Here is a 19,922-nt window from a genome sequence, read left to right as displayed (position 1 = left end):
AGCGCCTCAATACGGGTCGACCGCTCCTCGCGGCCCGTATCGAGCCGCGCTTGAACCCGACGTGGAGACGCTGAAGCCGGCACCTGAAGCGCTCGCCGCGTCTCAAACACTCCCTGAAAACCCGCGACGACCCCGCTCCGCGGTTCAACTGTCTCTCGAGGAACCGACGAGCCGAACGTTTTCTCATCACGTTTCTTAAATTAACAGGTTAATTATCCAACCTATTTATGATAGACACAATCACACATTATAAGCGAAAATCGCCGGTTCACGGGAGGGGGACCCGCCGGCGCGGAACCAGGTGATCACATCGATGCTCTCCACAGCGACAACGACCTACGGGGCGGGGCGAAACGGCGGCGGCGAACTGTCCGAAGACGAGATCTTCAAACTGCTGTCGAACAGGCGCCGCCGGTTCGTCATCCACGCGCTCAAGCGCGCGGACGAGCCGGTCGAGGTCTCGGATCTCTCCACGCACGTCACCGCGTGGGAGCGTGGCGTCGATCCGGAGGAGGTCCGGTACGAGGACCGACGGAACGTGTATAGCACCCTCCAGCGGACGCACCTGCCGAAACTGGAGGAGAAGAACGTGGTCACGATCGACGACGAGGAGAACCTCGTCGCGCCGACGCCCGAACTCGAGGAGCTCGACATCTACGTCGAGGTACTCCGGAGCAGAGAGATCCCGTGGAGCCTCTACTACGTCGGGCTCGCGGGCCTCGCCGCTTCGCTCCTGCTCGCCGTCGCTACGGGAACGCCGGGGTTCGCCGGGCTCGAAGCGATCGACGTGGGAGTGTTCACTGCAACCGTCTTCGGAATCTCTTCGGTCGCTCACCACGTGATCGGCCGCCAAGCACGCCTCGGAAACACGGAGAAACCACCCGAAATCCGCCGGCGAGAATGAGTATCCCGGCCCGGATGTCGTCGACCCGCGTGCGGCCCCTCCGCGCGCTGAGCCTCGTGCTCGCGTTCACCGCTGCGGTCGGACTGGTCTTCGGCACCGCCGGATTCACCGCGATGGAGGCCGAGCGGGGGCTCGCGGTCACCGTGACGAACGACACGAGCGCGTACCTCGGCTACGCGCCGCTCAGCGACGAGGTCCGCGACGGAGAGCTGACGGCAGTCGTCGAGTACCGCAACCGGTTCGGGAGCGGCCTCGACGACATCGACGTCGACGTATCGATCGCGCCGTCCGGATCGCCACGTGCGACGATCGAGTCAGTCGACTCCCCCTCGTCGCTCGACGAGGGCGCCGCCGCCGCGGTCGACGTCACCCTGCGCTGCCCGGTGCGGGAGCGAGTCCCGCTCGTCTTCGAGGTCGACGGGAACGGCGGCGGGGTGAGCGTCTCGCTCAGCCGCGTCCACACCGTCACCTGCGTCCCGACGAGCTCGATGGTGACCGGCGTCCGGTACGCGGGCGTCGGGAACGCCTTCGTCGAGGCGGGCGGGGAACGCGCGACCGTCGAGGCGACCGTTTGGCTCACCGACTCCGTCCCGGGTGCGAACGGTTCCGAGGGGAGTCTCCGGTCTGAAACTGTCGCGAGCCTGAATCCGTCGAGTCCAGTGCGGCCGCAGCTATCGACTAACGCGTCGAACGAGCGGATCGTCGGCGTCGCGTTCCCCGAGCAGGGGGTCGCGTACTTCCACCCGGGGTGGAACGGAGCGAACCACGTCGCTCCGAGAGAGGGCCCCGGCGTCAGACGAACGGGGGTTCCGCTCGACGCCGAAACCGTCCGGAACACGTCCGTCGTCGAGGACGAGTGACCCCGTTCACAGCTCGATTCGCTCGCCGACCTCGGGCGCGCTCGCGTCGACCCCGTCCGCGCGCAGGTCCGCGGCGAACGCCTCGCAGCGGTCGCCGTGGTTCACCAGCACGCGCGCGTCCCGGTACGCGTCGAGGAACGACTCCAGCCCCTCGCGGTCGGCGTGCGCGGAGAAGTCGTACGACGCCACCCGCGCGCTCACGGGCCTGACCTGCCCGTTCAGCTCCAACTGCCCGCGCTCCTGTAGCTCGCGGCCGGGCGTCCCCTCCACCTGATACCCCGTGAGCGTCACGAGGTTCGTCGGGCTCGTCCTGATCTCCGGGAGGTACGTCTGGACCGGGCCGCCCGCGAGCATCCCGGAGGTGGTGACGATCAGCGCGCTCTCGGCGGCGACCCGCTTCCGCTGGCCGTCGCGGCCCGTGACGACGCGCGCCTGCCCGACCGCCTCCCCGAACGCGTCGGCGTCACGGAGGAACGACGGGTACCGCCGGAGCGTTTCCGTCACCCCGACGCCCATCCCGTCCACGTACGGCGTGAGGTCGTTCGCGGCCGCGACGAGGAGCATCTCCTGCGTCCGGCCGATGGCGAACGCGGGCGCGACGACGGTGCCGCCCTCCCAGAGGGTCCGCTCGACGCGCTCGGCCCACGCCGACTCCACCGCGGCGCGGTCCTCGTGCGTCACGTCCGCGTAGGTGGACTCACAGATCACCGCGTCGGCGTCGGGGCGCGCCGTCGTCCCCGCGACCAGCCGCTGGTCGTCGGTGTGGAAGTCGCCGGTGTACAGCAGCCGAGTGTCTCCGTCGTCGACGAGGACGTGCGCCGAGCCCGGAATGTGCCCGGCCGAGAACAGCGTCACCTCGTAGCCGCCGCCGTCGATCCCGCCCGCGACCGGGAAGGGGTCGCCGTAGCCGTGTCGCACCTCCACTTCGCCCAACCGCGCGACGTGCTCGGCGCCGAACGGGCACAGCGGGCTGTTCCCGTGGAGCTTCAGCGTGTCCTCGGCGAGCGTCCGCGCGAGCTCCCCGGTCGGCGGCGTCCAGTGGATCGGCGGGCGGCGGTCGCCCTTCAGCAGCGCGGGGACCGCGCCGACGTGGTCGAGGTGTCCGTGCGAGACGACGACCGCGTCGGGCTCGGGATCGCGAACCGGGTACTGCGGCGGCTCCGCGGTCATCAGTCCGTAGTCCACGAGCAGCGCGTCGTCGACGAGGAGGGCGCTCCGCCCCACCTCGCGGGCGCCGCCGAGGAACTCGATCTCCATCGAGGGACCGTAGCGGCCGCTGGCGTTAGTGTCCGTCGGTCGGCCGAGCGGCGCTGTCGACCGCAGTGAGTCACTCACTTGGGCGACCGACCTCGCCGACCGCGGTCAGTCGATCCGCTCGGCGGCGTCGCGCTGGACGAGCGGATCGACGTTCTCGACGGGCAGTGAGACCACGTCCTCGCTCGCGAGCTCGTACTCCCGCTCGTCGACGCCGAAGATCGCTCCCACGTCGCGGGTGATCCGCACCGTGGCTCGCTCGGTGGGCCGGTCAGGCTTCGAACCGGCACCCGGCTCCGCAGCCGCGTCCGATCCGCCCCCTGCCGGCGACTCGGGGATCGCTCCCCCGTCCGTCGTCGCGCCGGGGTCGGCCCCCTCGTCCGTGTCTCCCGCGGGGCGATCGCCCGGGACCGTGCCGCTGTCGCCAATCGCGCTGTCGCCGATCGTGTCGTCGGCGTCGGCCGCGTCGTCGGCCCCGACCGCTCCCGGAGGCGCCGGTTCGGGGGGCACCGGCGTCGGACCCTCGCCGCCGTTGGACGCGGACTCGGGGTCGGGCGCCGGGCGGTCCTCGTTCGGCTCCGGCTCGGCGTCGGCGGAGGAGTCTCCCCCGTCGCCGCCCATCGCGCCGGCGAGGGCGCCGGCGTCGCCCGACGCCGTAGCGGCGTCCGACGGCTCGGGTTCCGGGTCGGCGGGAGCCGCGTCCGCGTCCGACGGCTCGGGGCCACCGTCGGGTGAGTCGGTGTCTGCCCGACTCGGGTCCGGCGTCCTCGCTTCGGGGGCCGAGGACCCCTCCTCGGTCCTGAGCGGCCGGTCGTCGCCGTCCGCGGTCGCGGACTCGTCCGGGACCGGCGACTCGCCCGCGAGCACGTCGAGCACCGCTGACTTGTTCGCGCTGATGCGCTCGACGAGGTCGTCGAACAGCCGCCGCTCCTCGGACGTCATTCCCTCCTCGTCGACGGACATGTCGGCCGCGGCGAAGGAGGCGAGCTTGACGACCTTCCCGACCCGGCGCTCGTAGAGCGCCTCGGCGACCTCCTCCGCGGTCTCCACCTCGTCGGAGAGCCGGCGGACGTCGTCGTCGGAGAACGGGTTCTCGACCTGCTCGGCGCGGCGGTCGCGCGCGGCGCGCAGGTCCGCGACGTACGCGCCCACGTCGTCGTAAAACGAGTCCCGCAGGTGCTGGAGGCTGTCCTTCCGGCGCTCCTTCGCCTGCGCGGATCGGAGTTCGTCGAGGTTCATTTGTCGTCGGTCATCGTTCGGGAGCTTTCCGCGCCTCGCCGCGGGCCATCAGGAAGGCTCCCGCGAACTCGGGCACGGTGTTTCTACCGGATTCAACTCTGACGCGCTCGCCGTTTAATTCTACCGTCCGATCCGCGTCCGTCTCGATCCGGATCTCGCGGCCGACGAACCGGTCCGGGACCGCGTCCCGGAGCGGGTCGAAGTCGGCGAGCTCGTCGCGGTCGAGCGGCGTGACGACGAGCGCGGAGCCGCCGTGGAGCGTCCCCGGGAGCCGGATGAGCCGCCGGGTATCGGTCGTCACCGGCTCGTCGATCGGCGCGGCGTCGGTCGCGGCGACGCGCGCGGCGAGCGCGGAGACGAGCCGGCGGACGCCCGGCCCGCCGGCCTCCACGTTGCCCTCGCGCACGGCGGTCGGGTTCCGGTCAAACGCGCCGCGGATCGTCTCCGCGCGCCCCTCGCCGATCCCGTCGAGTTCCATGAGGCGCTCGCGCGCGGCCTCGTCGCCCATCTCGCGGAGGTCGTCGGCGTACTCGACCAGCGCGTCGTGAACGCGCGCGCCCCACCCGCCCTCGGTGCGGAGGACGCGCTTCGTTGTCCCCCGGTCGGAGACCGTCCGGATCAGTCCGTCGCTGTCGAGGTCGATGGCGCGCACGTAGTCGACGATCTCGCGGCGCGCCTCGCTGTCCAACTCCCGCACGCTCTCGTCCCGGACGTGGACGTGGTAGCCCCGCCCGCCGGAGAAGACGACCGTCACGTCTTCGAACGCGAAGTCGTCGTCGATGAAGTCCAGCAGCCGCACGAGCGCGTCCTTACACGCCGCCAGCATCTCCGGGTAGGAGGTGGTCTCGGGGTCGACGCCGGGGAGGTGGTCGGCGTCCAGGTCGAAGACGAGGTCGGCGTTCCGCCACCCCTTCTGCCCCATCGTCGTCGCTCCGGGGTCGTCGTAGCGCGCGGCCGAGAAGTAGGCGTGCCGGGGCGCGTTGTCGGCGAAGAAGGTGTCCACGTCGCCGAGGTCGTACAGCGACTGGTGACGGACCATCGTCGTCCCCGACCCGGGGGTCCACGGGATGTGCCCCCACTCGCGGAGGTTCGCGTCGGGGGGGAGCGACAGCGACACCGACCGGTAGTAGTCGCCGAACCGCCCCCGGAGGTACTCGCGAGTCCGGTCGTCCATTCGTCTCCTCTTGTACCCGCGGTCGACGTATCAACGTTACCGTTCGCCGGTGTCCGCGACAGCACTCATCGAAAAGACGCGGCGGCGCGTGGCGACGAGCGCTCGAAGAGCGCGAGCCGCGAGGCTGGGGAGGCGTGGGGCGCTGCGCGGTACGGGCGCGGCCCCGCGGCTGGGAATTTGCGGTGTCCTCTGTCGAACTACGATCCATATGTGTAACCAGGCGGCCGTGATTTGGCCTCAGGCCCTCTCCTCGTCACTGACCGTCGACAGCATTTAGTCCGGCACCGTCGTCGGCCGAACACGGCCGGTCCCCATGCTCGACGAGACACTCGACCTGCTCATCGACGAGGTCGCAAAGCTGGTCCCCGATGTCGTGTTGGGCGCGATATTTCTGGTGACCGGTCTCCTGACGGCGATGCTCGGTGTGGCGACGCTTCTCGGCGTGGCGACGGTCGGGTGGTCACCGCGGTTCGGCGGGGTACTGACCGCCGTCGGCGCACTCCTCGTGGTCGGCGTGGTCGTCTGGTGGTATCGATGACCCTCCGGATCCGGTGAGCCCTCAGTCAGTCGCGAGAGTCTCGGCGACGGCGCCCCGTCAACCGCTCGACACCCTTCCGGCCACAACACTATCCGGGACCGCTCCGTACCGAGTGGTATGCGTTCGGAAGAGGAGATCAGAGAGCAGTACGAGTTCCTGCGCGAGCAGTTGGACGACGAAGAGATGAACCACCGCGGCGTCGAGGAGCTGTTCGCGCACTACAAGCGCGCGCTCGGCTGGGTGTTAGAAGAAGAACACATGTGAGCGGCGTACAACACGTTTATTACGCTCTACCTGCTATCGTCAGGTGACGCTTCGTCTGGAGGGCCGAAGCGTCAGCGGGGACCAATCGGCAGGCTCGACGCGGCTTTTTTCCGCGTCGGGCGTGCCTTCTTCGAGCGCGAATCCGACAGCGTCCGGCATATCCTGCTTCGATAGCGCCTCGCACGCCCTGATCCGATCGCGCCTCGCCTCCGTCTCGTCGCGCCCGATCGGAGCCGCTCGGTTTCTCTCCGATCGGCGCCCTGCTCCGACAGCCAGTCGTTCCTGTGAGCCGCGGGTTCCGGGCACGTATCAGGTAACCGTAACGACTTCCCATCGCCGAATACCCGCTCTATTTCGGATGACAGTTACGGAGTTGACAGAACGAACCCGTCGGTTACGGAGGCGTAGGTGCCGCCGGCTGGTCGTATGAGGACAGATGTAACGGTATATTTATTTATTTTCGGATAATATGTCTAAGCAGTCGTATGTATGACCTCACAGGTTTTCAGCGAGACCTGCTCTACGTGATCGCGGGGCTCGACGAGCCGCACGGGCTGGCCATCAAGGAGGAACTCGAAGAGTACTACGAAAAGGAGATCCACCACGGCCGCCTCTACCCGAACCTCGACACGCTCGTCGAGAAGGGGCTCGTCGAGAAGGGCCAGCGCGACCGCCGCACCAACTACTACACGCTGACCCGCCGCGGCCGCCGCGAGATCGAGGCCCGGACCGACTGGGAAGCCGAGTACATCGAGCACTGACCCGGCCGCCCGCCGCTCCCGCACTCGGTCGATAGCCGTCGGCCTCTCTTCTTCCTCGCCGTTTTTGCGATGCTCCTGTCGCGCCGCCTCGAACGGTTGGATTCAAGTCCGCCCCGGCGGAAGCGGAGCGTATGCAACCGGGAGATCGCGTCCGCGTCGAGCGCGGGGGCGTCACCAACGAGGGCGTACTGCTCCCCTCCACGACGCGCGACCACCTCGTCGTCAAGCTGGACGGCGGCTACAACGTCGGCATCGACCGCGAGGCGGCCGATGTCGAGGTGCTGGACTCCGCCGCCCGCGAGGTCGACCCTGCGGCCGAGACCGACGACGAAGCCGACGCCACCTCCGAGATCACCTTCGACGAGGACCTCCCCACCGTCTCGCTCATCTCCACCGGCGGGACGATCGCCTCCACCGTCGACTACCGGACCGGCGCCGTCACCGCGCAGTTCGACGCCGAGGACGTCCTCCGCGCCGTCCCAGAACTCGCCGGGCGCGCGAACTACCGCGGGCGCGTCGTCGCGAACATCCTCTCGGAGAACATGGAGCCGTCCATCTGGCGCGACCTCGCCGACGCGGTCGCCGAGGAGATCGAGGCCGGCGCCGACGGCGTCGTCGTGATGCACGGCACCGACACGATGCAGTACTCCGCGTCCGCGCTATCCTTTATGCTCGACTCGCCCGTCCCGGTCGTGTTCACGGGGAGCCAGCGCTCCGCGGACCGGCCCTCGTCGGACAACGTGATGAACGCGGTGTGCGCCGTCGAGGCCGTGAAGGCCGAGCATAGCGAGACCCTCGTCTGTATGCACGCCGACCCCTCCGACGACGCCTGCGCGCTCCACCGCGGCACGCGCGTCCGCAAGAATCACACCTCGCGCCGGGACGCCTTCGAGACGGTCGGCGCCGCGCCCCTCGGGCTGATCGACTACGAGCGCGCCGCGGAGGCGGGCGCCGACGGTGACACGGCCGACGCTGCGATCGAGTGGAACCGCGAGCCGCGCTCGCGGGGCGGAACCGACGGGAGCGACGCGGCCGACGGCGACGCGATCGCGCTTGAGCCCTACCTCGACGGCGACGTGGAGCTGGTGAAGTTCACGCCCGGAATGGACCCGGCCGCGTGGGCGTACCTCGACGACAAGGACGGCGTCGTGATCGAGGGCACCGGGCTCGGCCACGTCCACACCGACCTCATCCCGCGGATCGAGGAGCTGGTCGAGGGCGGGACTGTCGTCGCGATGACGAGCCAGTGCCTCGAAGGTCGGGTCTGCGACCGCGTGTACGACACCGGCCGCGACCTGCTGGACGCCGGCGTCGTCGAGGCGGGCGACACCCTCCCCGGAACCGCGAAGGTGAAGCTGATGTGGGCGCTCGCGAACCGCGCGGACCCCGCCGACGCGATGACGCGTGACCTCGCGGGCGAGCTGACAGAGGAGTCGCGGCCCTGGCGATGAGCGAGGCAGCCGACGACGCCGACGAGGCCGACGCAGCGCCGACCGTCGTCGTCCGCGAGGCGCGCCCGGCCGACGCCGACGCGGTCGCGGCGTTCACCCGCGACACGTGGGGCGAGCGCCACGAGGACTACATCCCTCGCGTGTTCCCGGAGTGGGCCGCGTCCGACGACCCGGACCGCGGCACCTTCGTGGCGACGCTCCCCCCGGACGCCGCCGACGTGGGCGACCTCGACGGCAGAGACGCGGGCGACACGCACGTCACGGGCGACGGCGACGGCGCCGCCGACGCGGGCGACCCCGAGGCGGTCGTCGGCTGTATCCAGGGCGCGCTCCTCAGCGAGTGGGAGGCGTGGGGACAGGGGATCCGCGTCGACCCCGCCGCGCGCGGCCACGGCGTCGGGACCGCCCTCTCGGAGGCGGTGCTCGACTGGGCGCGCGGACGCGGCGCGACCGTCTGCCGCAACATGGTGTTCTCGTGGAACGTCATGGGACTCGGCCAGTCGCGCGCGGTCGGCTTCGACCCCGCGACGGAGTTCCGGTTCGCGGAGCCGGCGCCCGACCCGGACGCAATCGACCGCGACGCCGCCGGTCTCGACCGTCTCCCCGACCCCGACCCGAACGCGGCGTGGGCGTTCTGGAGCGACAGCGCCGCCCGCGACCGCCTGCGCGGCCTCGCGCTCGACCCGGACGAGTCGTGGGCCTGCTCCCGGCTCACCCGCGACGAGCTCGCGACAGCGGCCGCCGAGGACCGACTGCTCGCGGTTGCCGACGCCGACGCGCTCGCCGGCTTCGCGGTCCGGACCCGCGTGACGGAGCGCGAGGTCGACGGCGAGCCCACGCGGACCGCGGTCTACGGCGTCGCCGCGTGGCGCGACGTCGGCGCGGCGGGCGCGCTGTACGACGCGATCGCCGCCGACGCCGCGGCGGCGGACGCCGACCGCGCTCGCGTGCTGATCCCCGAGACGGTCGAGCACGTCAGCGACACCGGCGCGAACCGCGTGCCGGTCGCGGCGGAGCCGGACTTCGTCATGTGCGCCGACCTCACCGGTGGAGACGGATGACCCTCTTCGGTCTCGCTCTCCCGTGGTCGCTGCCGCTCACGCTCGTGATCTACGGCGTCGTCGTCGCCGCCGCGGTGTGGATCTACCGCGACGCGAGGGCGCGCGGGAGCCGCTACGCGGTCGTTTGGGCCGCCTCGACGCTCCTCTTCACGATCGTTCCGGTGCTGGCGTACCTCTATCTCCACCGCGACGCCGGTCCGGCGCGCTAAATTGGTCGCGCGCGGCACCGGTCCGAGCCCCCCGCCGAACCCCCGGCCGCTTATGTACGCCGACCCGGAACGACCGACGGATGCCCTCCTCTCGCCCGCCCGACGGGTTGCGCGCGCTGGCCCGCGGCCGTCGTCCCCGAGTCCTCTCGGTCGCGCTCGCGAACCTGCTCCCGCTCGTCGGCGTGGTCTCGCTCGGCTGGAACGCGGCCGCGCTGATGACGCTGTACTGGTTCGAACTCGGGATCGCCTCCGGGTGGGCGCTCGTCCGCGCGCTGTTCGCCGGACGCCCGTCCGAGATAGAACGCGACGGGCTGCTCATCGGCCCGCTCGCACAGCGACGGGTCGCCCTGTCGATCCCGTGGACCGGCGTTCAGGTCCGGCTCTCGTCGCTGCTCGTCCTCCCCGTCGCCGCGCCGATCCTCGCGGTCGTCTGGCTGGTCGTCGGCACGCTCACGGTCGGCGTCGTCGTCGAGGAGGGGACCGTCTCGACCGTGGTCGACACGGTCGCGCTCGCGACGCTCGCCCTCTTCATCGGCGAGGGGGTCACGACGCTCGTCGAGTACTTCGGTCGCGGCGAGCACCGGGATCACAGCGCGCAGACCGCGATCCAAGGCGTGTTCGCTCAGGGCGCGGCGATCTTCTTCGGCGCGCTGTTCACCGTCACGATCGTCGGCGCGGGAACGCTGGAGGAGGACACGCCGATCTCTGCGATCGATCCGGACGCGATCGGGATTCCCCTCCTGCTCGGCATCGTCGCGGTGAAGTTCGCTTTCGACCTCGCGAGCCTGTACGGCGACCGACTGGCCGCGTTCGACGAGTCGTCGTCGCTCGATCTGGGGCTCTCCTACGACCCGCCCGCGGCCGAGCCGGTCGACGGATCGCTCGCGAAGCCGACCGAGACGGTCCGCCAGCCCCGCCGCGCTCGTCTCGCCGGGGCGCTGACGACGCCGCTCGGCCACCCGGGGCTCTGGTACGTCGGCGGGGGCCTCGCGCTCCTCGGCCTCCTGTTCGCGTTCGGCGGCGACTGGGGGACCGTCGCCCTCCTCCTCGCGGCCGCGCTCGCGGTCCCGCTCGCGCTCGCCGCGCTCGACCACGAACTCCGGCACGGGCTCGTCGAGTACCGCGCCGGCGACGGCGCGCTCGTCGCGCGCGACCGCCTGTCCGGCGCGACGATGTGGCGCGTCGAGCCGTGGGACGAGACGGATCTGCGGGTGGAGCGCCGGCGGCTCGACCGGCGGCTCGGGACCGAGACCGTCGTGATCGAACTGCGCGACGACGAGTACCGGATCCCGGGCCTCGACGACCCGGAGCCTGTCCTCGACGTGTTCGATCGGCGGCCGGACCGGCCGGACGGCTGACGGCTATCGATATCGATACGCGAACCCGAACGCCTAATTGGTCCCGTCTCGCCCGTGGAGACATGGTTGCGACGCTGCCGGACCTCCTCCGACTCGTCGTCGTCCCCGTGTTCGCGTGGGCGGCGATCCGGGACGTCCGGACCCGGCGCCTCCCGAACAGGCTGTGGCCGCCGCTGTACCTGTTCGGCGCGCTGCTTCTGGTCTGGGAGATTGTGACGATCTGGCCTCTCGGGGGGTTCGTGGAGATGCGATTCCTGGTGCGAGTCGCGATCAGTCTGCTTTTCGTCGCGCCGCTGGGCTACGCGTTCTGGTACCTCGGGGCGTTCGGCGGCGCCGACGCCAAGGCGATGATCGCGCTCGCGGTGCTCTTCCCGACGTTCCCGGCGTACGACCTCGCCGGGGTCACGCTCCCGCTCGTCGACACCCAGCTCGGCGTGTTCTCGCTGACGATCCTCACGAACACCGTCCTCCTCGGGCTCGCGTACCCGGTCGGCCTCGCCGTCTTCAACCTCGTCCGCGGCGAGGCCTCGCGGCTCATGTTCTTCGCGCGACCGGTCGCGACCGACTCGCTGCCCGACCGGCACGGGCGGCTGTTCGAGGACCCCGACGGGCCGACCCGGAACGGCCTCGATCTCGACGCGCTCCGGATGTATCTCCGGTGGCGCGGCCGCACGCTCGCCGACGTGCGGGCCGACCCCGACGACCTCCGCGACCCCGCCTCGGTCGGCGAGACGTTCGCCCCGACCGACGGCGGGACCCACGTCGGTCCGCGGACCGACGGGGGGCGCGCAGTTGACGACGCGCCTACCGACGGGGGGCGCGCAGTTGACGACGCGCCCACCGACGGAGGACGGGCAGTTGACGACGCGGCCCCGGACGGCGGGCATGCGGCCGACGCGGAGACCGACAGCGACGCCGACCGCGAGTCCGACGACCCGTGGGCGGCAGAGCGGTTCCTAGACGAGATCGATCACGGCGCGTACGGCACCGACGCCGCGACGCTCCGCGAGGGCCTCGACGTCGTCGCCCGCGAGGACCGCGTGCTGGTCTCGCCCGGGATGCCGTTCGTCGTCCCGATGGCGGTCGGACTCGTCGCCTCGCTGACGTACGGCGACGCGCTGTTCGCGGCGCTGGGCGCGCTCGGGCTGGTGTGAGCCGACACTGACGACGCCATTTATAAACATATGAGCGGTGCGGCGGCGTGTGCCGACGAGCGGCCGCAGGCCGCGAGTCGCACGCGCGAGGGAGTTGCTGGCCCCGGAGCGAAGCGGAGGGCGCCAGCGACGAGGCTGGGGAGGCGTGAGGTGCGGCTGCTGTGCGGTCGGGTGAGACTCAAAGGGGCAGTCGCGATTCCCGCGAGCGAAGCGAGCGGGAATCGCGGCTGGGGCTTTGGAGGCGTTCGCCGCCGATCGCCAATCGCTCTTTTATCGGCGAGCAGCTGCGACTTTAGCGGTTTTTACCGCCGATCGGCGATCGACGATCCGTAAGCGATCAACGACGACCTCCCCGTCTCGCTAGCTCCCAGCGCGGAGGGCGGCCGCCGTCAGTACCCGCGTTCCGACCGGGCGCTTCACGAACTCCCCGAGGTCGCGGCCGACGAGGTCGCCGACCCCGCGCTGGGCCGCCACGTCGAGCAGCCGCTGGTCGACGGTGCCGTCGACAACGACGGCTCGCGGCGCGGGCTCGGCCCCCTCCACCGCGTCGAACGCGTCTCCCGCGTCGACCTCATCGACGACGCCGAACTCGTCGCCGAGGAGCCGGGCGCGGCCGGTCTCGCCGTCGACGACCTCGTCGACGTGCGCCGCGATCGACCGCGGTTCGTCGTGCTCGCCGGTCGCGCCGTCCGTCGGTTCCTCGTTCGCGGTCGCGCCGTCCGAAGGTTCCTCGTCCGCGGTCGCGTTGTCGCTAGCCATCTCGTCCGCGGTCGCGTCGCCTCCGGACACCTCGTCGGTCTCTCCGGCGGCGTCGTCCGCGACGGTGTCGGTACCGCCGGCTTCTTCGGGAGTTGACGCCGAATCCGCCGGTTCTACTTCGCCACCGGAGGCGGACGCGCCGCTCGTTCCGGCGACTTCGGCGTCGGCGTCCGTCGCGTCGCGCGATTCGGTCGTCGACCCGGCAGTCGGCGGCTCGGTCGATTCGGGCGACGGGTCGACCGCGTCGCCGCCCGCGGAACCGCTCGGCACCGCGCCGCCGTCGCCGACGCGCGCGGCCGACTCGGGACCGTCGTCGTCGGGTGCCACGTCGTCGGTAGTCGTCCCGTCGCTGACGGACGCCCCGTCGCCGTCCTCGGGATCCTCGTCGCCGGCGGCCGCTCGGAGATCGCCGGCGTCCGCGAGGCTCGCGTACGGGACCTTCCCGCGGAGCGCCTCGAAGACGGCGTCGCGGTCGAGGTCCTCGACGGACTCGCCGGGCGGCGCGAACGCGACGTAGTCCACGTCGCCCACCTGCGCGAGCTCGCGGAGGATGAGCTCCCCGCCGCGGTCGCCGTCGAGGAACGCGGTGACGGTCCGGTCGGCGGTCAGCTCGGCGACCGCCTCGGGGACGTTCGTCCCCTCGACCGCGACGGCGTTCTTGATCCCGCAGTCGAGCAGCGTGAGCACGTCGGCGCGGCCCTCGACGACGATGACGGCGTCTGAGTCGCCGACGCGCGGCCCGGCCGGGAGCCCCTCGTAGTCGACGATGCCCTCGACGCGGGCGGCGTCGCGCACCTCGTCTAACACGTCGCTGCTCGCGAGGCTCGTCTCCTCGAAGCCGCCCGCGATCAGCTCCTTTGCGCGCTCGACGACCTCGCGGCGCTTGGCCGCCCGTACGTCCTCGATGCTCGTCACCTCGACGGAGGCGTGACAGGGGCCGATGCGATCGATCGTCTCCAGCGCGGCGGCCAGGATCGCGGTCTCGACCTTGTCCAGGCTCGACGCGACGGTGACCTCGCCGAACGACTGGCCGTTCTCGGACTCGACGGAGACGTCGATCCGACCCACGCGCGAGGACTCCTGGAGGTCCCGGAGGTCCAGCTCGTCGCCGAGCAGCCCCTCCGTCTGGCCGAACACCGCCCCGACGACGTCGCTCCGCTCGACGACGCCGTCGGCCGCGATGGTGGCGTGTATCAGGTATTTCTCTGTGTCTTTCATGAGTGGTGAATGGTGATAGCGGGCGGTAGCGCCCGTCCGTGTATCGTTGCGCTCCTCGCGGAAAATAGCTATCGCCACGTCCCTCCGGCAACAGTTATCGAAGAAAATTTCTCTTCGATATGTGTGTTCGAACTTATTCGATAGCTCTTTGTGTTTATAGTCGTAGTTTCATTGTACATGACGCGCTTACGGAGCGATCTCGTTTGGATACCGACGTTCGCGATACTCGTTGCGTTCGCGGTGCCGTGGCCGCTGTGGGGCGTCGACCGCGTCGCCGCCGGGCTCCCGGTGTGGATCTGGTGGCACGTGGCGTGGCTCGGGCTGTGTGCGGGCCTGTTCGCGCTGTTCGTCCGGAGCGGCGCGTGGGAGCGCGGGATGGGCAGGCGGGTGGGGACCGACGCCGTGGCCGCAGATTCCGCGGCCGCCGACACCGTGGCCACAGATTCCGCGGCCGCCGACACCGTGGCCACAGATTCCGCCGCCGTGGACGGCGCGACGAGCCGCGACCCGTCGGAGCCGACCGGGGGTGACCGCCGGTGACGCTCGGCCTTTCGCTCGGCGTCGTCGTCGGCTACCTCGTCGTCGCGCTCGCGCTCGGCCTCGTCGCGTACCGCGTCTCGGAGACGACCGCCGAGGACTACTACCTCGCGAACCGGTCGATCGGCACGCTCGTGCTGCTCTTCACGACCTTCGCCACCCTGCTGTCGGCGTTCACGTTCTTCGGCGGGCCGAACCTCGCCTACCGCGCCGGCCCAGAGTGGCTGATCGTTATGGGGACCTTAGACGGCGTCCTGTTCGCGGTGCTGTGGTACGTCATCGGCTACAAGCAGTGGCTGATCGGCGCTCGTAACGGCTACGTGACGCTCGGCGAGATGCTCGGCGACCGCTTCGGCTCGACCGGGCTGCGCGCGCTGATCGCCGGCGTCAGCCTCCTGTGGCTGTTCCCGTACGTCATGCTCCAGCAGATGGGCGCCGGGGAGGCGCTCGTCGGCCTCACCGACGGCGTCGTCCCGTACTGGGGCGGCGCGGCGCTCATCACCGGGTTCATGATCCTCTACGTCGCCGTTGCCGGACTCCGCGGCGTGGCGTGGACCGACACGCTCCAGGGGCTGTTCATGCTCTCCGTCGTCTGGGTCGCCGCGGCGTGGGTCGTCTCGGCGCTCGGCGGCGTCGGCGCCGCGACCGAGGGGATGCTGGCGGCCCGGCCCGAGTTTGGGGGCTTCGGCGGCGGCGCGTACACGCCGGAGTTCATCGTCTCCACGGCGATCACCATCGCGTTCGGAGTGACGATGTTCCCGCAGATCAACCAGCGCTTCTTCGTCGCGAAGTCGGCCGCGACGCTGAAGCGGTCGTTCGCGCTGTGGCCCGTCCTCGTCCTGCTGCTGTTCCTCCCCGCGTTCATGCTCGGCGCGTGGGCGGCCGGGACGCCGGTCGAGGTGCCAACGGATGCGAACGTGCTCCCGGTCGTGCTCGGCGAGTACACCCCTGCGTGGTTCGCCGCGCTCGTCGTCGCGGGCGCGATGGCGGCGATGATGTCCTCGTCGGACTCGATGCTGCTCTCGGGGTCGTCGTACTTCACCCGCGACCTGTACCGACCGCTCGTCGACGCCGACGCCTCCGAGCGACGCGAGGCGTGGATCGCGCGGATCGGCGTGGCGGCGTTCGCGACGCTCGCGTTCGCCGCGAGCCTGTTCCGCCCGGGGACGCTGATCGAGGTCGGCGACACGGCGTTCTCCGGGTTCGCGCTGCTCGCGCTCCCCGTGATCTGCGCGCTCTACTGGCCGCGGACGACCCGCACGGGGATGATCGCCGGCGTCGCGGTCCCCCAGGCGGCGTACCTGCTCGTCGTGCTGTCCGCCGTCGTCGGTGCCGTCCCGACCCTGCCGAAGACGGTCCTCGGCGGCTGGGACGTTGCGCTCGGGCTGATGGCGCTGTCCGGCGCGCTCACTGTGGGGGTCTCGCTGCTCACGGCGCCGACCGAGGAGGGCGACGCCTCGCGGTTCGCGGTGGCCGGGGACTGACTCGGCCGATCCCCGTCAGTCGGGATTCGACCGCCGTCGGTCTCACTCGCTCCGCAGGAACCGGAGCGTCTTCGGATCGGGCCCGTCGTAGTACCGGTCGAGCGCGGTCCCGAACGGACCGTCCCCGTCCGCGACCGCGTCGAACAGCGTCATCGACGACCGGAACTTCAGGTCGTCCGGCGACCCGAACACCTCGTGGGCCGACCGCCCCTCCAGCCCGTTGACGATCGCCGTACACTCCCGCAGCCGCGGCCCCAGCGTCGGGTGCGCGAGGTACGCGGTCGCCTCCTCGCGGGAACCGATCGCGTAGCGCTGCGACCTCCGACTGGTCCCCAACCCCTCGACCTGCGGGAACACGAACCACATCCAGTGGCTCCGCTTCCGTCCCGCGCGCAGTTCCCGCTTGGCCGACTCGATCACGCCGGCCTGCGCCTCGACGAACCGTCGGAGGTCGTGGGAGTCGTTCGGGTCGGCCATCTCCTCGGGGACGTTCTCGTCGCTTGTTTATAAGAGTGGCCGGCAGTGCCCGTTCCCGCCGCGTCGAACCCGGCGAAAGCCAAAAGACCGCTTCGCCCCGACAACGCGTATGAACGAGCCCGGCACCGAGGGCGTGCTGTTGGACCAAGAGACGCTCCACGATCGGCTCGACGACGCGTCGCCGTGGTTTCAGGAGCACTACCGGACCTTCCGGGAGTCGATGCTCGGCGAGCGCGACGGGTCCCCGTTCCCCTGCTACTTCGGGATCGAGGTCGAGCGCGAGGGCGACATGTTGTACGCCGCCTGCGAGTCGACCACGGACCCGGCCGCGCTGTTGCGGCTGCGCGATGTCCTCTCAGAGTACCTCGACACGTACCCGGACCACGCCGACCGCGCGCCGCTCGCGGTGTTCTTCAGGCCGCCCGACGACGACCGCGGCGAGGCGCACTACCACGAGCGGCTCTGGCACGTCCTGGAGTTCCTCCACGTCCACGACCCGGAGCCGTGGCCGGACGACATCCCGGTCGACCCCGACACCCCGCGGTGGGAGTTCTGCTTCGGCGGCGAGGCGCTGTTCCCGACCTCGCGCGCCCCCTTCTACGACGACCGGAAGAGCCGCTACTCGCCGGTCGGCTTAGAGATCACCTTCCAACCCCGGAGCGTCTTCGAGGGGATCACCGCCGACACCGAGGCGGGCGAGCGCGCCCGCGAGACGATCCGAGGCCGGATGGAGGAGTACGACGGGGTCTGTCCCCACGCCGACCTCGGCGACTGGGGCGCCGAGGGCGACCGCGAGTGGAAGCAGTACCTGTTCCGCGAGGACGACGACGCGAGCCCGGACGCCTGTCCGCTCGACCCGACGCGCGAACACCCCAAGGCGTCCGAGTCGCTGCTCGAACCCGGCGCGTGGCGGGCGTTCGACGCGGCCGACACCGGGAGCGAATCCGACGCGCCCGTCAGTTCCGGACTCGGCGATGACTGACGACGCGGTCCTCCTCCTCGTCGACTTCCAAGTCGGGTTCGACGAGCCGGGGTGGGGCGAGCGCAACAACCCCGACGCCGAGGCGGTCGCGGCCGCGCTCCTCGACCGCTGGCGCGAGACGAACCGACCGGTCGCGCACGTCCGCCACGCCTCGACGGAACCCGACTCGCCGCTGCGTCCGGACGCCCCCGGCTTCGCGTGGAAGCCGGAAACGGCGCCCGCCGGGGGCGAGCCGACCTTCGAGAAGTCGGTCAACGGCGCGTTCCTCGACTCCGGGCTCGACGAGTGGCTCCGCGAGGCCGGGTACGAGTCGCTCGTCGTCTGCGGACTCACCACCGACCACTGCGTCTCGACGACGACGCGCGAGGCCGAGAACCGAGGCTACGACGTGCGCGTGGTCGCCGACGCGACCGCGACGCACGCCCGCGAAGCGCCCGACGGGGAGCGGATCGACCCGGAGACCTCCCACCGCGTCGCGCTCGCGCACCTGAACGGCGAGTTCGCGACGGTCGTCGAGAGCGACGACCTGCTCGCCGACCGCTGAGGAGAACCGCCCGTACGGCCCGTCGGTGACGGCGTCGCGGTCGACCTCGAACGTCGAGGAATTCGGTATTCCGACGGAGCCACCAAGCGCGGGGATCTACCGCGACCCGCACAGCAGAGAACGGAGGGACGCCGCGCCGGTCGCGGCCGCTCCGTGCCCCGCACGCGGCCGCCCGGCGCCCGCGAAGGGAAACCTCTTAATGGACTACGCGCGGAGTTCGTGGTATATGAGCAACGGCGATGATGACCCGGCCGACGCCGCGGACGACGGCGAGCCGGCGGAGACGGCCGCTCCGACGCTCCCCGACGACGCGACCGAGGAGTCCCTCACCGAGTACCTCGACGAGATCGCCGACCGCCTCGAGGCCGCCGAGACGGAGGCCGACCTCGACGACGTTGAGGCGCTCTTAGCCGACGCGGAGACCGGTATCGATGAGGCCGACCTCCCCGAGCCGGACGAGGACGATGAGGACGCGGACGACCCGCGCGGCGACCTCGAAGACCGCGTCGCGGAGCTTCGCGACGGCGTGGACGACGCCCGCGGCCCCTACGGGGAGGACGTCGTCGACGCGATCGAATCCGCCGCCGGGACGGTCGAAGACACGGAGTGGACCGACGACGGGCGCGAGGACGTCGCGGCCGCCGTCGAGTCGTTCGTCGACGCGGCCGCCGACGCGATCGACGACGCGCTCGGCGACGCCGACGAGGATCCCGAGGCGCTTCTCGCGGAAGGCGAGGCGGCCGACGCCGCGGCGCCGGCCCCCGTCGATCAGCTCGTCGCGGCGCTCGACGCGGTCGCCGGCGCGGTCACTGACGCCGACCTCGACGCGGACGACGACGCCGACGACATCGCCGCGCTGCTGGACGCGACCGACGAGCTGGAGGCCGGCCTCGACGACGCCGAGGAGTGGGACGACCTCGAAACCCACGAGCAGCTCCGTGCGCAGGGATACTACGACGTGCTCGGCCACTACAAGGACTTCCCCGTCGAGTGGGCGGCGCTGAAGGAACACGAGGCGCGGGGCAACGTCGACATGATCCTGCTCGCGCTCGACTCGCTCCAGTCCGAGTTCATGGAGCGCCACTGCCTGGAGGCGTTCGAGCGGATGGGCAAGCGCGGCAAGACCGAGGCGTCGGTCGAGGAGATCCTCGGCCGCGCCGAGAAGCGCGACCAGCCCGCGATCCGGATCCTCGGGACGATGGCGGCCGAAGAGGCGACCGACACCCTCGTCGAGTACGTCCCCGAGGACTCGAACCCGCAGCTCCAGAAGGTCGTGTTCAAGGCGCTCGGCGAAATCGGCGCGTCCGAGGCGGTCCAGCCGCTCGCGAACCAGCTCGACCCCGACGGCGACACCGACGAGCTCGTCCGCCCCCACGCCGCCCGCGCGCTCGGGCTGATCGGCGACACCCGCGCCGTCGACCCCCTCGCCGACGCGCTCGAGGCGCACCCGTCCGACGACGTCCGCGCGGCCGCCGGCTGGGCGCTCCGCCAGATCGGCACCCGCGAGGCGCTCGAAGCGGTCGCCGAGTACGCCGACGAACACTCCTTCGTCGTCTCGACCGAGGGCGAGAAGGCCCGGGACGCGCTCGACGACGAGGCGGAACCGGCGCCGACCGCCTGACGCGGCCCGCGTGATGCGGACCGCCTGACCCGACCCGCTCCGCCCGCCGTTCGACCGACCCTTTTCACCGATA

The 19,922-nt window shown here is 71.0% G+C and carries 19 protein-coding genes and 1 pseudogene; 15 read left to right on the top strand and 5 right to left on the bottom strand.

The genetic code is table 11. The features are described from left to right. Positions 1 to 313 precede the first annotated feature (313 nt). A complete protein-coding gene (locus EXE52_RS05245; protein ID WP_089308413.1) occupies positions 314 to 904 on the top strand; it encodes a transcriptional regulator in 591 nt (196 codons plus the stop codon). Further along, on the top strand, positions 901 to 1,764 hold the full coding sequence (locus tag EXE52_RS05240) for a hypothetical protein (protein ID WP_241988199.1): 864 nt from the start codon (positions 901 to 903) through the stop codon (positions 1,762 to 1,764). The genes EXE52_RS05245 and EXE52_RS05240 overlap by 4 nt, the downstream gene beginning before the upstream one ends. A gap of 6 nt (positions 1,765 to 1,770) precedes the next feature. On the opposite strand, the gene EXE52_RS05235 is transcribed toward EXE52_RS05240, so the two are convergent. The 3 genes from EXE52_RS05235 to priS all read right to left on the bottom strand — a co-directional run bounded on the left by EXE52_RS05235 (position 1,771) and on the right by priS (position 5,431). Next, positions 1,771 to 3,021, bottom strand: a complete 1,251-nt coding sequence (locus EXE52_RS05235; RefSeq protein WP_089308326.1) for an MBL fold metallo-hydrolase — start codon at positions 3,019 to 3,021, stop codon at positions 1,771 to 1,773. A gap of 105 nt (positions 3,022 to 3,126) precedes the next feature. Continuing rightward, complete coding sequence (locus tag EXE52_RS05230; RefSeq protein ID WP_089308325.1) at positions 3,127 to 4,257, bottom strand: hypothetical protein; 1,131 nt, start codon at positions 4,255 to 4,257, stop codon at positions 3,127 to 3,129. A 10-nt stretch (positions 4,258 to 4,267) separates the two neighbouring features. Continuing rightward, positions 4,268 to 5,431: a DNA primase small subunit PriS gene (priS, locus tag EXE52_RS05225; protein WP_089308324.1), complete on the bottom strand. Its 1,164-nt coding sequence runs from the start codon at positions 5,429 to 5,431 to the stop codon at positions 4,268 to 4,270. Positions 5,432 to 5,744: 313 nt separating this feature from the next. Here priS and EXE52_RS05220 point away from each other — a divergent pair, with 313 nt between their 5' ends. From EXE52_RS05220 to EXE52_RS05190, 8 genes are all read left to right on the top strand, one after another. After that, complete coding sequence (locus tag EXE52_RS05220; RefSeq protein WP_049930346.1) at positions 5,745 to 5,969, top strand: hypothetical protein; 225 nt, start codon at positions 5,745 to 5,747, stop codon at positions 5,967 to 5,969. A 117-nt stretch (positions 5,970 to 6,086) separates the two neighbouring features. Continuing rightward, positions 6,087 to 6,233 carry a hypothetical protein gene (locus EXE52_RS18455; RefSeq protein WP_167373080.1) on the top strand — a complete coding sequence of 49 codons (147 nt, stop codon included), beginning with the start codon at positions 6,087 to 6,089 and terminating at the stop codon, positions 6,231 to 6,233. 485 nt (positions 6,234 to 6,718) lie between these two features. Further along, positions 6,719 to 6,994 carry a PadR family transcriptional regulator gene (locus EXE52_RS05215; RefSeq protein WP_004597247.1) on the top strand — a complete coding sequence of 92 codons (276 nt, stop codon included), beginning with the start codon at positions 6,719 to 6,721 and terminating at the stop codon, positions 6,992 to 6,994. 131 nt (positions 6,995 to 7,125) lie between these two features. Beyond that, entirely contained in the window at positions 7,126 to 8,445 is a 1,320-nt protein-coding gene (gatD, locus tag EXE52_RS05210) for a Glu-tRNA(Gln) amidotransferase subunit GatD (RefSeq protein ID WP_137703500.1), read from the top strand. Next, a complete protein-coding gene (locus tag EXE52_RS05205; RefSeq protein ID WP_089308322.1) occupies positions 8,442 to 9,506 on the top strand; it encodes a GNAT family N-acetyltransferase in 1,065 nt (354 codons plus the stop codon). The genes gatD and EXE52_RS05205 overlap by 4 nt, the downstream gene beginning before the upstream one ends. Next, positions 9,503 to 9,715: a hypothetical protein gene (locus EXE52_RS05200; protein WP_049930351.1), complete on the top strand. Its 213-nt coding sequence runs from the start codon at positions 9,503 to 9,505 to the stop codon at positions 9,713 to 9,715. Before EXE52_RS05205 ends, EXE52_RS05200 begins: the two co-directional genes overlap by 4 nt. An 80-nt stretch (positions 9,716 to 9,795) precedes the next feature. Then, positions 9,796 to 11,073, top strand: a complete 1,278-nt coding sequence (locus EXE52_RS05195) for a DUF6498-containing protein (protein ID WP_089308321.1) — start codon at positions 9,796 to 9,798, stop codon at positions 11,071 to 11,073. A gap of 62 nt (positions 11,074 to 11,135) precedes the next feature. Beyond that, positions 11,136 to 12,227, top strand: a complete 1,092-nt coding sequence (locus EXE52_RS05190) for an A24 family peptidase (RefSeq protein ID WP_049930356.1) — start codon at positions 11,136 to 11,138, stop codon at positions 12,225 to 12,227. Between the two features lie 360 nt (positions 12,228 to 12,587). On the opposite strand, the gene dnaG is transcribed toward EXE52_RS05190, so the two are convergent. Beyond that, positions 12,588 to 14,204 carry a DNA primase DnaG gene (gene dnaG, locus EXE52_RS05185; RefSeq protein ID WP_089308320.1) on the bottom strand — a complete coding sequence of 539 codons (1,617 nt, stop codon included), beginning with the start codon at positions 14,202 to 14,204 and terminating at the stop codon, positions 12,588 to 12,590. 177 nt (positions 14,205 to 14,381) lie between these two features. Between dnaG and EXE52_RS05180 the strand changes: the two are divergent. Then, positions 14,382 to 14,588, top strand: a pseudogene (locus EXE52_RS05180) (hypothetical protein); the annotation flags it as partial. A gap of 152 nt (positions 14,589 to 14,740) precedes the next feature. Next, a complete protein-coding gene (locus EXE52_RS05175; RefSeq protein WP_049930359.1) occupies positions 14,741 to 16,225 on the top strand; it encodes a sodium:solute symporter in 1,485 nt (494 codons plus the stop codon). 42 nt (positions 16,226 to 16,267) lie between these two features. Here EXE52_RS05175 and EXE52_RS05170 read toward each other — a convergent pair whose 3' ends face one another. Continuing rightward, positions 16,268 to 16,702: a DUF1810 domain-containing protein gene (locus EXE52_RS05170; RefSeq protein WP_137703499.1), complete on the bottom strand. Its 435-nt coding sequence runs from the start codon at positions 16,700 to 16,702 to the stop codon at positions 16,268 to 16,270. A 109-nt stretch (positions 16,703 to 16,811) separates the two neighbouring features. Here EXE52_RS05170 and EXE52_RS05165 point away from each other — a divergent pair, with 109 nt between their 5' ends. From EXE52_RS05165 to EXE52_RS05155, 3 genes are all read left to right on the top strand, one after another. Then, entirely contained in the window at positions 16,812 to 17,684 is an 873-nt protein-coding gene (locus EXE52_RS05165; RefSeq protein WP_086215835.1) for a YqcI/YcgG family protein, read from the top strand. Next, positions 17,677 to 18,228, top strand: coding sequence for a cysteine hydrolase family protein (locus EXE52_RS05160; RefSeq protein WP_094494536.1), 552 nt, complete (start codon positions 17,677 to 17,679; stop codon positions 18,226 to 18,228). The genes EXE52_RS05165 and EXE52_RS05160 overlap by 8 nt, the downstream gene beginning before the upstream one ends. A 226-nt stretch (positions 18,229 to 18,454) precedes the next feature. Further along, complete coding sequence (locus EXE52_RS05155) at positions 18,455 to 19,849, top strand: HEAT repeat domain-containing protein (protein WP_089308315.1); 1,395 nt, start codon at positions 18,455 to 18,457, stop codon at positions 19,847 to 19,849. Positions 19,850 to 19,922 lie beyond the last annotated feature (73 nt).

The sequence above is a fragment of the Halorubrum sp. CGM4_25_10-8A genome, from assembly GCF_005435025.1.
Taxonomy (GTDB): domain Archaea; phylum Halobacteriota; class Halobacteria; order Halobacteriales; family Haloferacaceae; genus Halorubrum; species Halorubrum ezzemoulense.
This window is presented reverse-complemented; position numbering and strand designations above follow the sequence as displayed.

Excerpts from the sequence above, each read along its gene's own strand:
- priS (WP_089308324.1), bottom strand. The coding sequence starts at position 5,431 with ATGGACGACCGGACTCGCGAGTACCTCCGGGGGCGGTTCGGCGACTAC.
- EXE52_RS05205 (WP_089308322.1), top strand. The coding sequence starts at position 8,442 with ATGAGCGAGGCAGCCGACGACGCCGACGAGGCCGACGCAGCGCCGACC.
- EXE52_RS05170 (WP_137703499.1), bottom strand. The coding sequence starts at position 16,702 with ATGGCCGACCCGAACGACTCCCACGACCTCCGACGGTTCGTCGAGGCG.
- EXE52_RS05245 (WP_089308413.1), top strand. The coding sequence starts at position 314 with ATGCTCTCCACAGCGACAACGACCTACGGGGCGGGGCGAAACGGCGGC.
- EXE52_RS05220 (WP_049930346.1), top strand. The coding sequence starts at position 5,745 with ATGCTCGACGAGACACTCGACCTGCTCATCGACGAGGTCGCAAAGCTG.
- EXE52_RS05195 (WP_089308321.1), top strand. The coding sequence starts at position 9,796 with ATGCCCTCCTCTCGCCCGCCCGACGGGTTGCGCGCGCTGGCCCGCGGC.
- EXE52_RS05215 (WP_004597247.1), top strand. The coding sequence starts at position 6,719 with ATGTATGACCTCACAGGTTTTCAGCGAGACCTGCTCTACGTGATCGCG.
- EXE52_RS05200 (WP_049930351.1), top strand. The coding sequence starts at position 9,503 with ATGACCCTCTTCGGTCTCGCTCTCCCGTGGTCGCTGCCGCTCACGCTC.
- EXE52_RS05230 (WP_089308325.1), bottom strand. The coding sequence starts at position 4,257 with ATGAACCTCGACGAACTCCGATCCGCGCAGGCGAAGGAGCGCCGGAAG.
- EXE52_RS05165 (WP_086215835.1), top strand. The coding sequence starts at position 16,812 with ATGAACGAGCCCGGCACCGAGGGCGTGCTGTTGGACCAAGAGACGCTC.
- EXE52_RS05235 (WP_089308326.1), bottom strand. The coding sequence starts at position 3,021 with ATGGAGATCGAGTTCCTCGGCGGCGCCCGCGAGGTGGGGCGGAGCGCC.
- EXE52_RS05160 (WP_094494536.1), top strand. The coding sequence starts at position 17,677 with ATGACTGACGACGCGGTCCTCCTCCTCGTCGACTTCCAAGTCGGGTTC.
- dnaG (WP_089308320.1), bottom strand. The coding sequence starts at position 14,204 with ATGAAAGACACAGAGAAATACCTGATACACGCCACCATCGCGGCCGAC.
- EXE52_RS18455 (WP_167373080.1), top strand. The coding sequence starts at position 6,087 with ATGCGTTCGGAAGAGGAGATCAGAGAGCAGTACGAGTTCCTGCGCGAG.
- EXE52_RS05240 (WP_241988199.1), top strand. The coding sequence starts at position 901 with ATGAGTATCCCGGCCCGGATGTCGTCGACCCGCGTGCGGCCCCTCCGC.
- gatD (WP_137703500.1), top strand. The coding sequence starts at position 7,126 with ATGCAACCGGGAGATCGCGTCCGCGTCGAGCGCGGGGGCGTCACCAAC.
- EXE52_RS05155 (WP_089308315.1), top strand. The coding sequence starts at position 18,455 with ATGAGCAACGGCGATGATGACCCGGCCGACGCCGCGGACGACGGCGAG.
- EXE52_RS05190 (WP_049930356.1), top strand. The coding sequence starts at position 11,136 with ATGGTTGCGACGCTGCCGGACCTCCTCCGACTCGTCGTCGTCCCCGTG.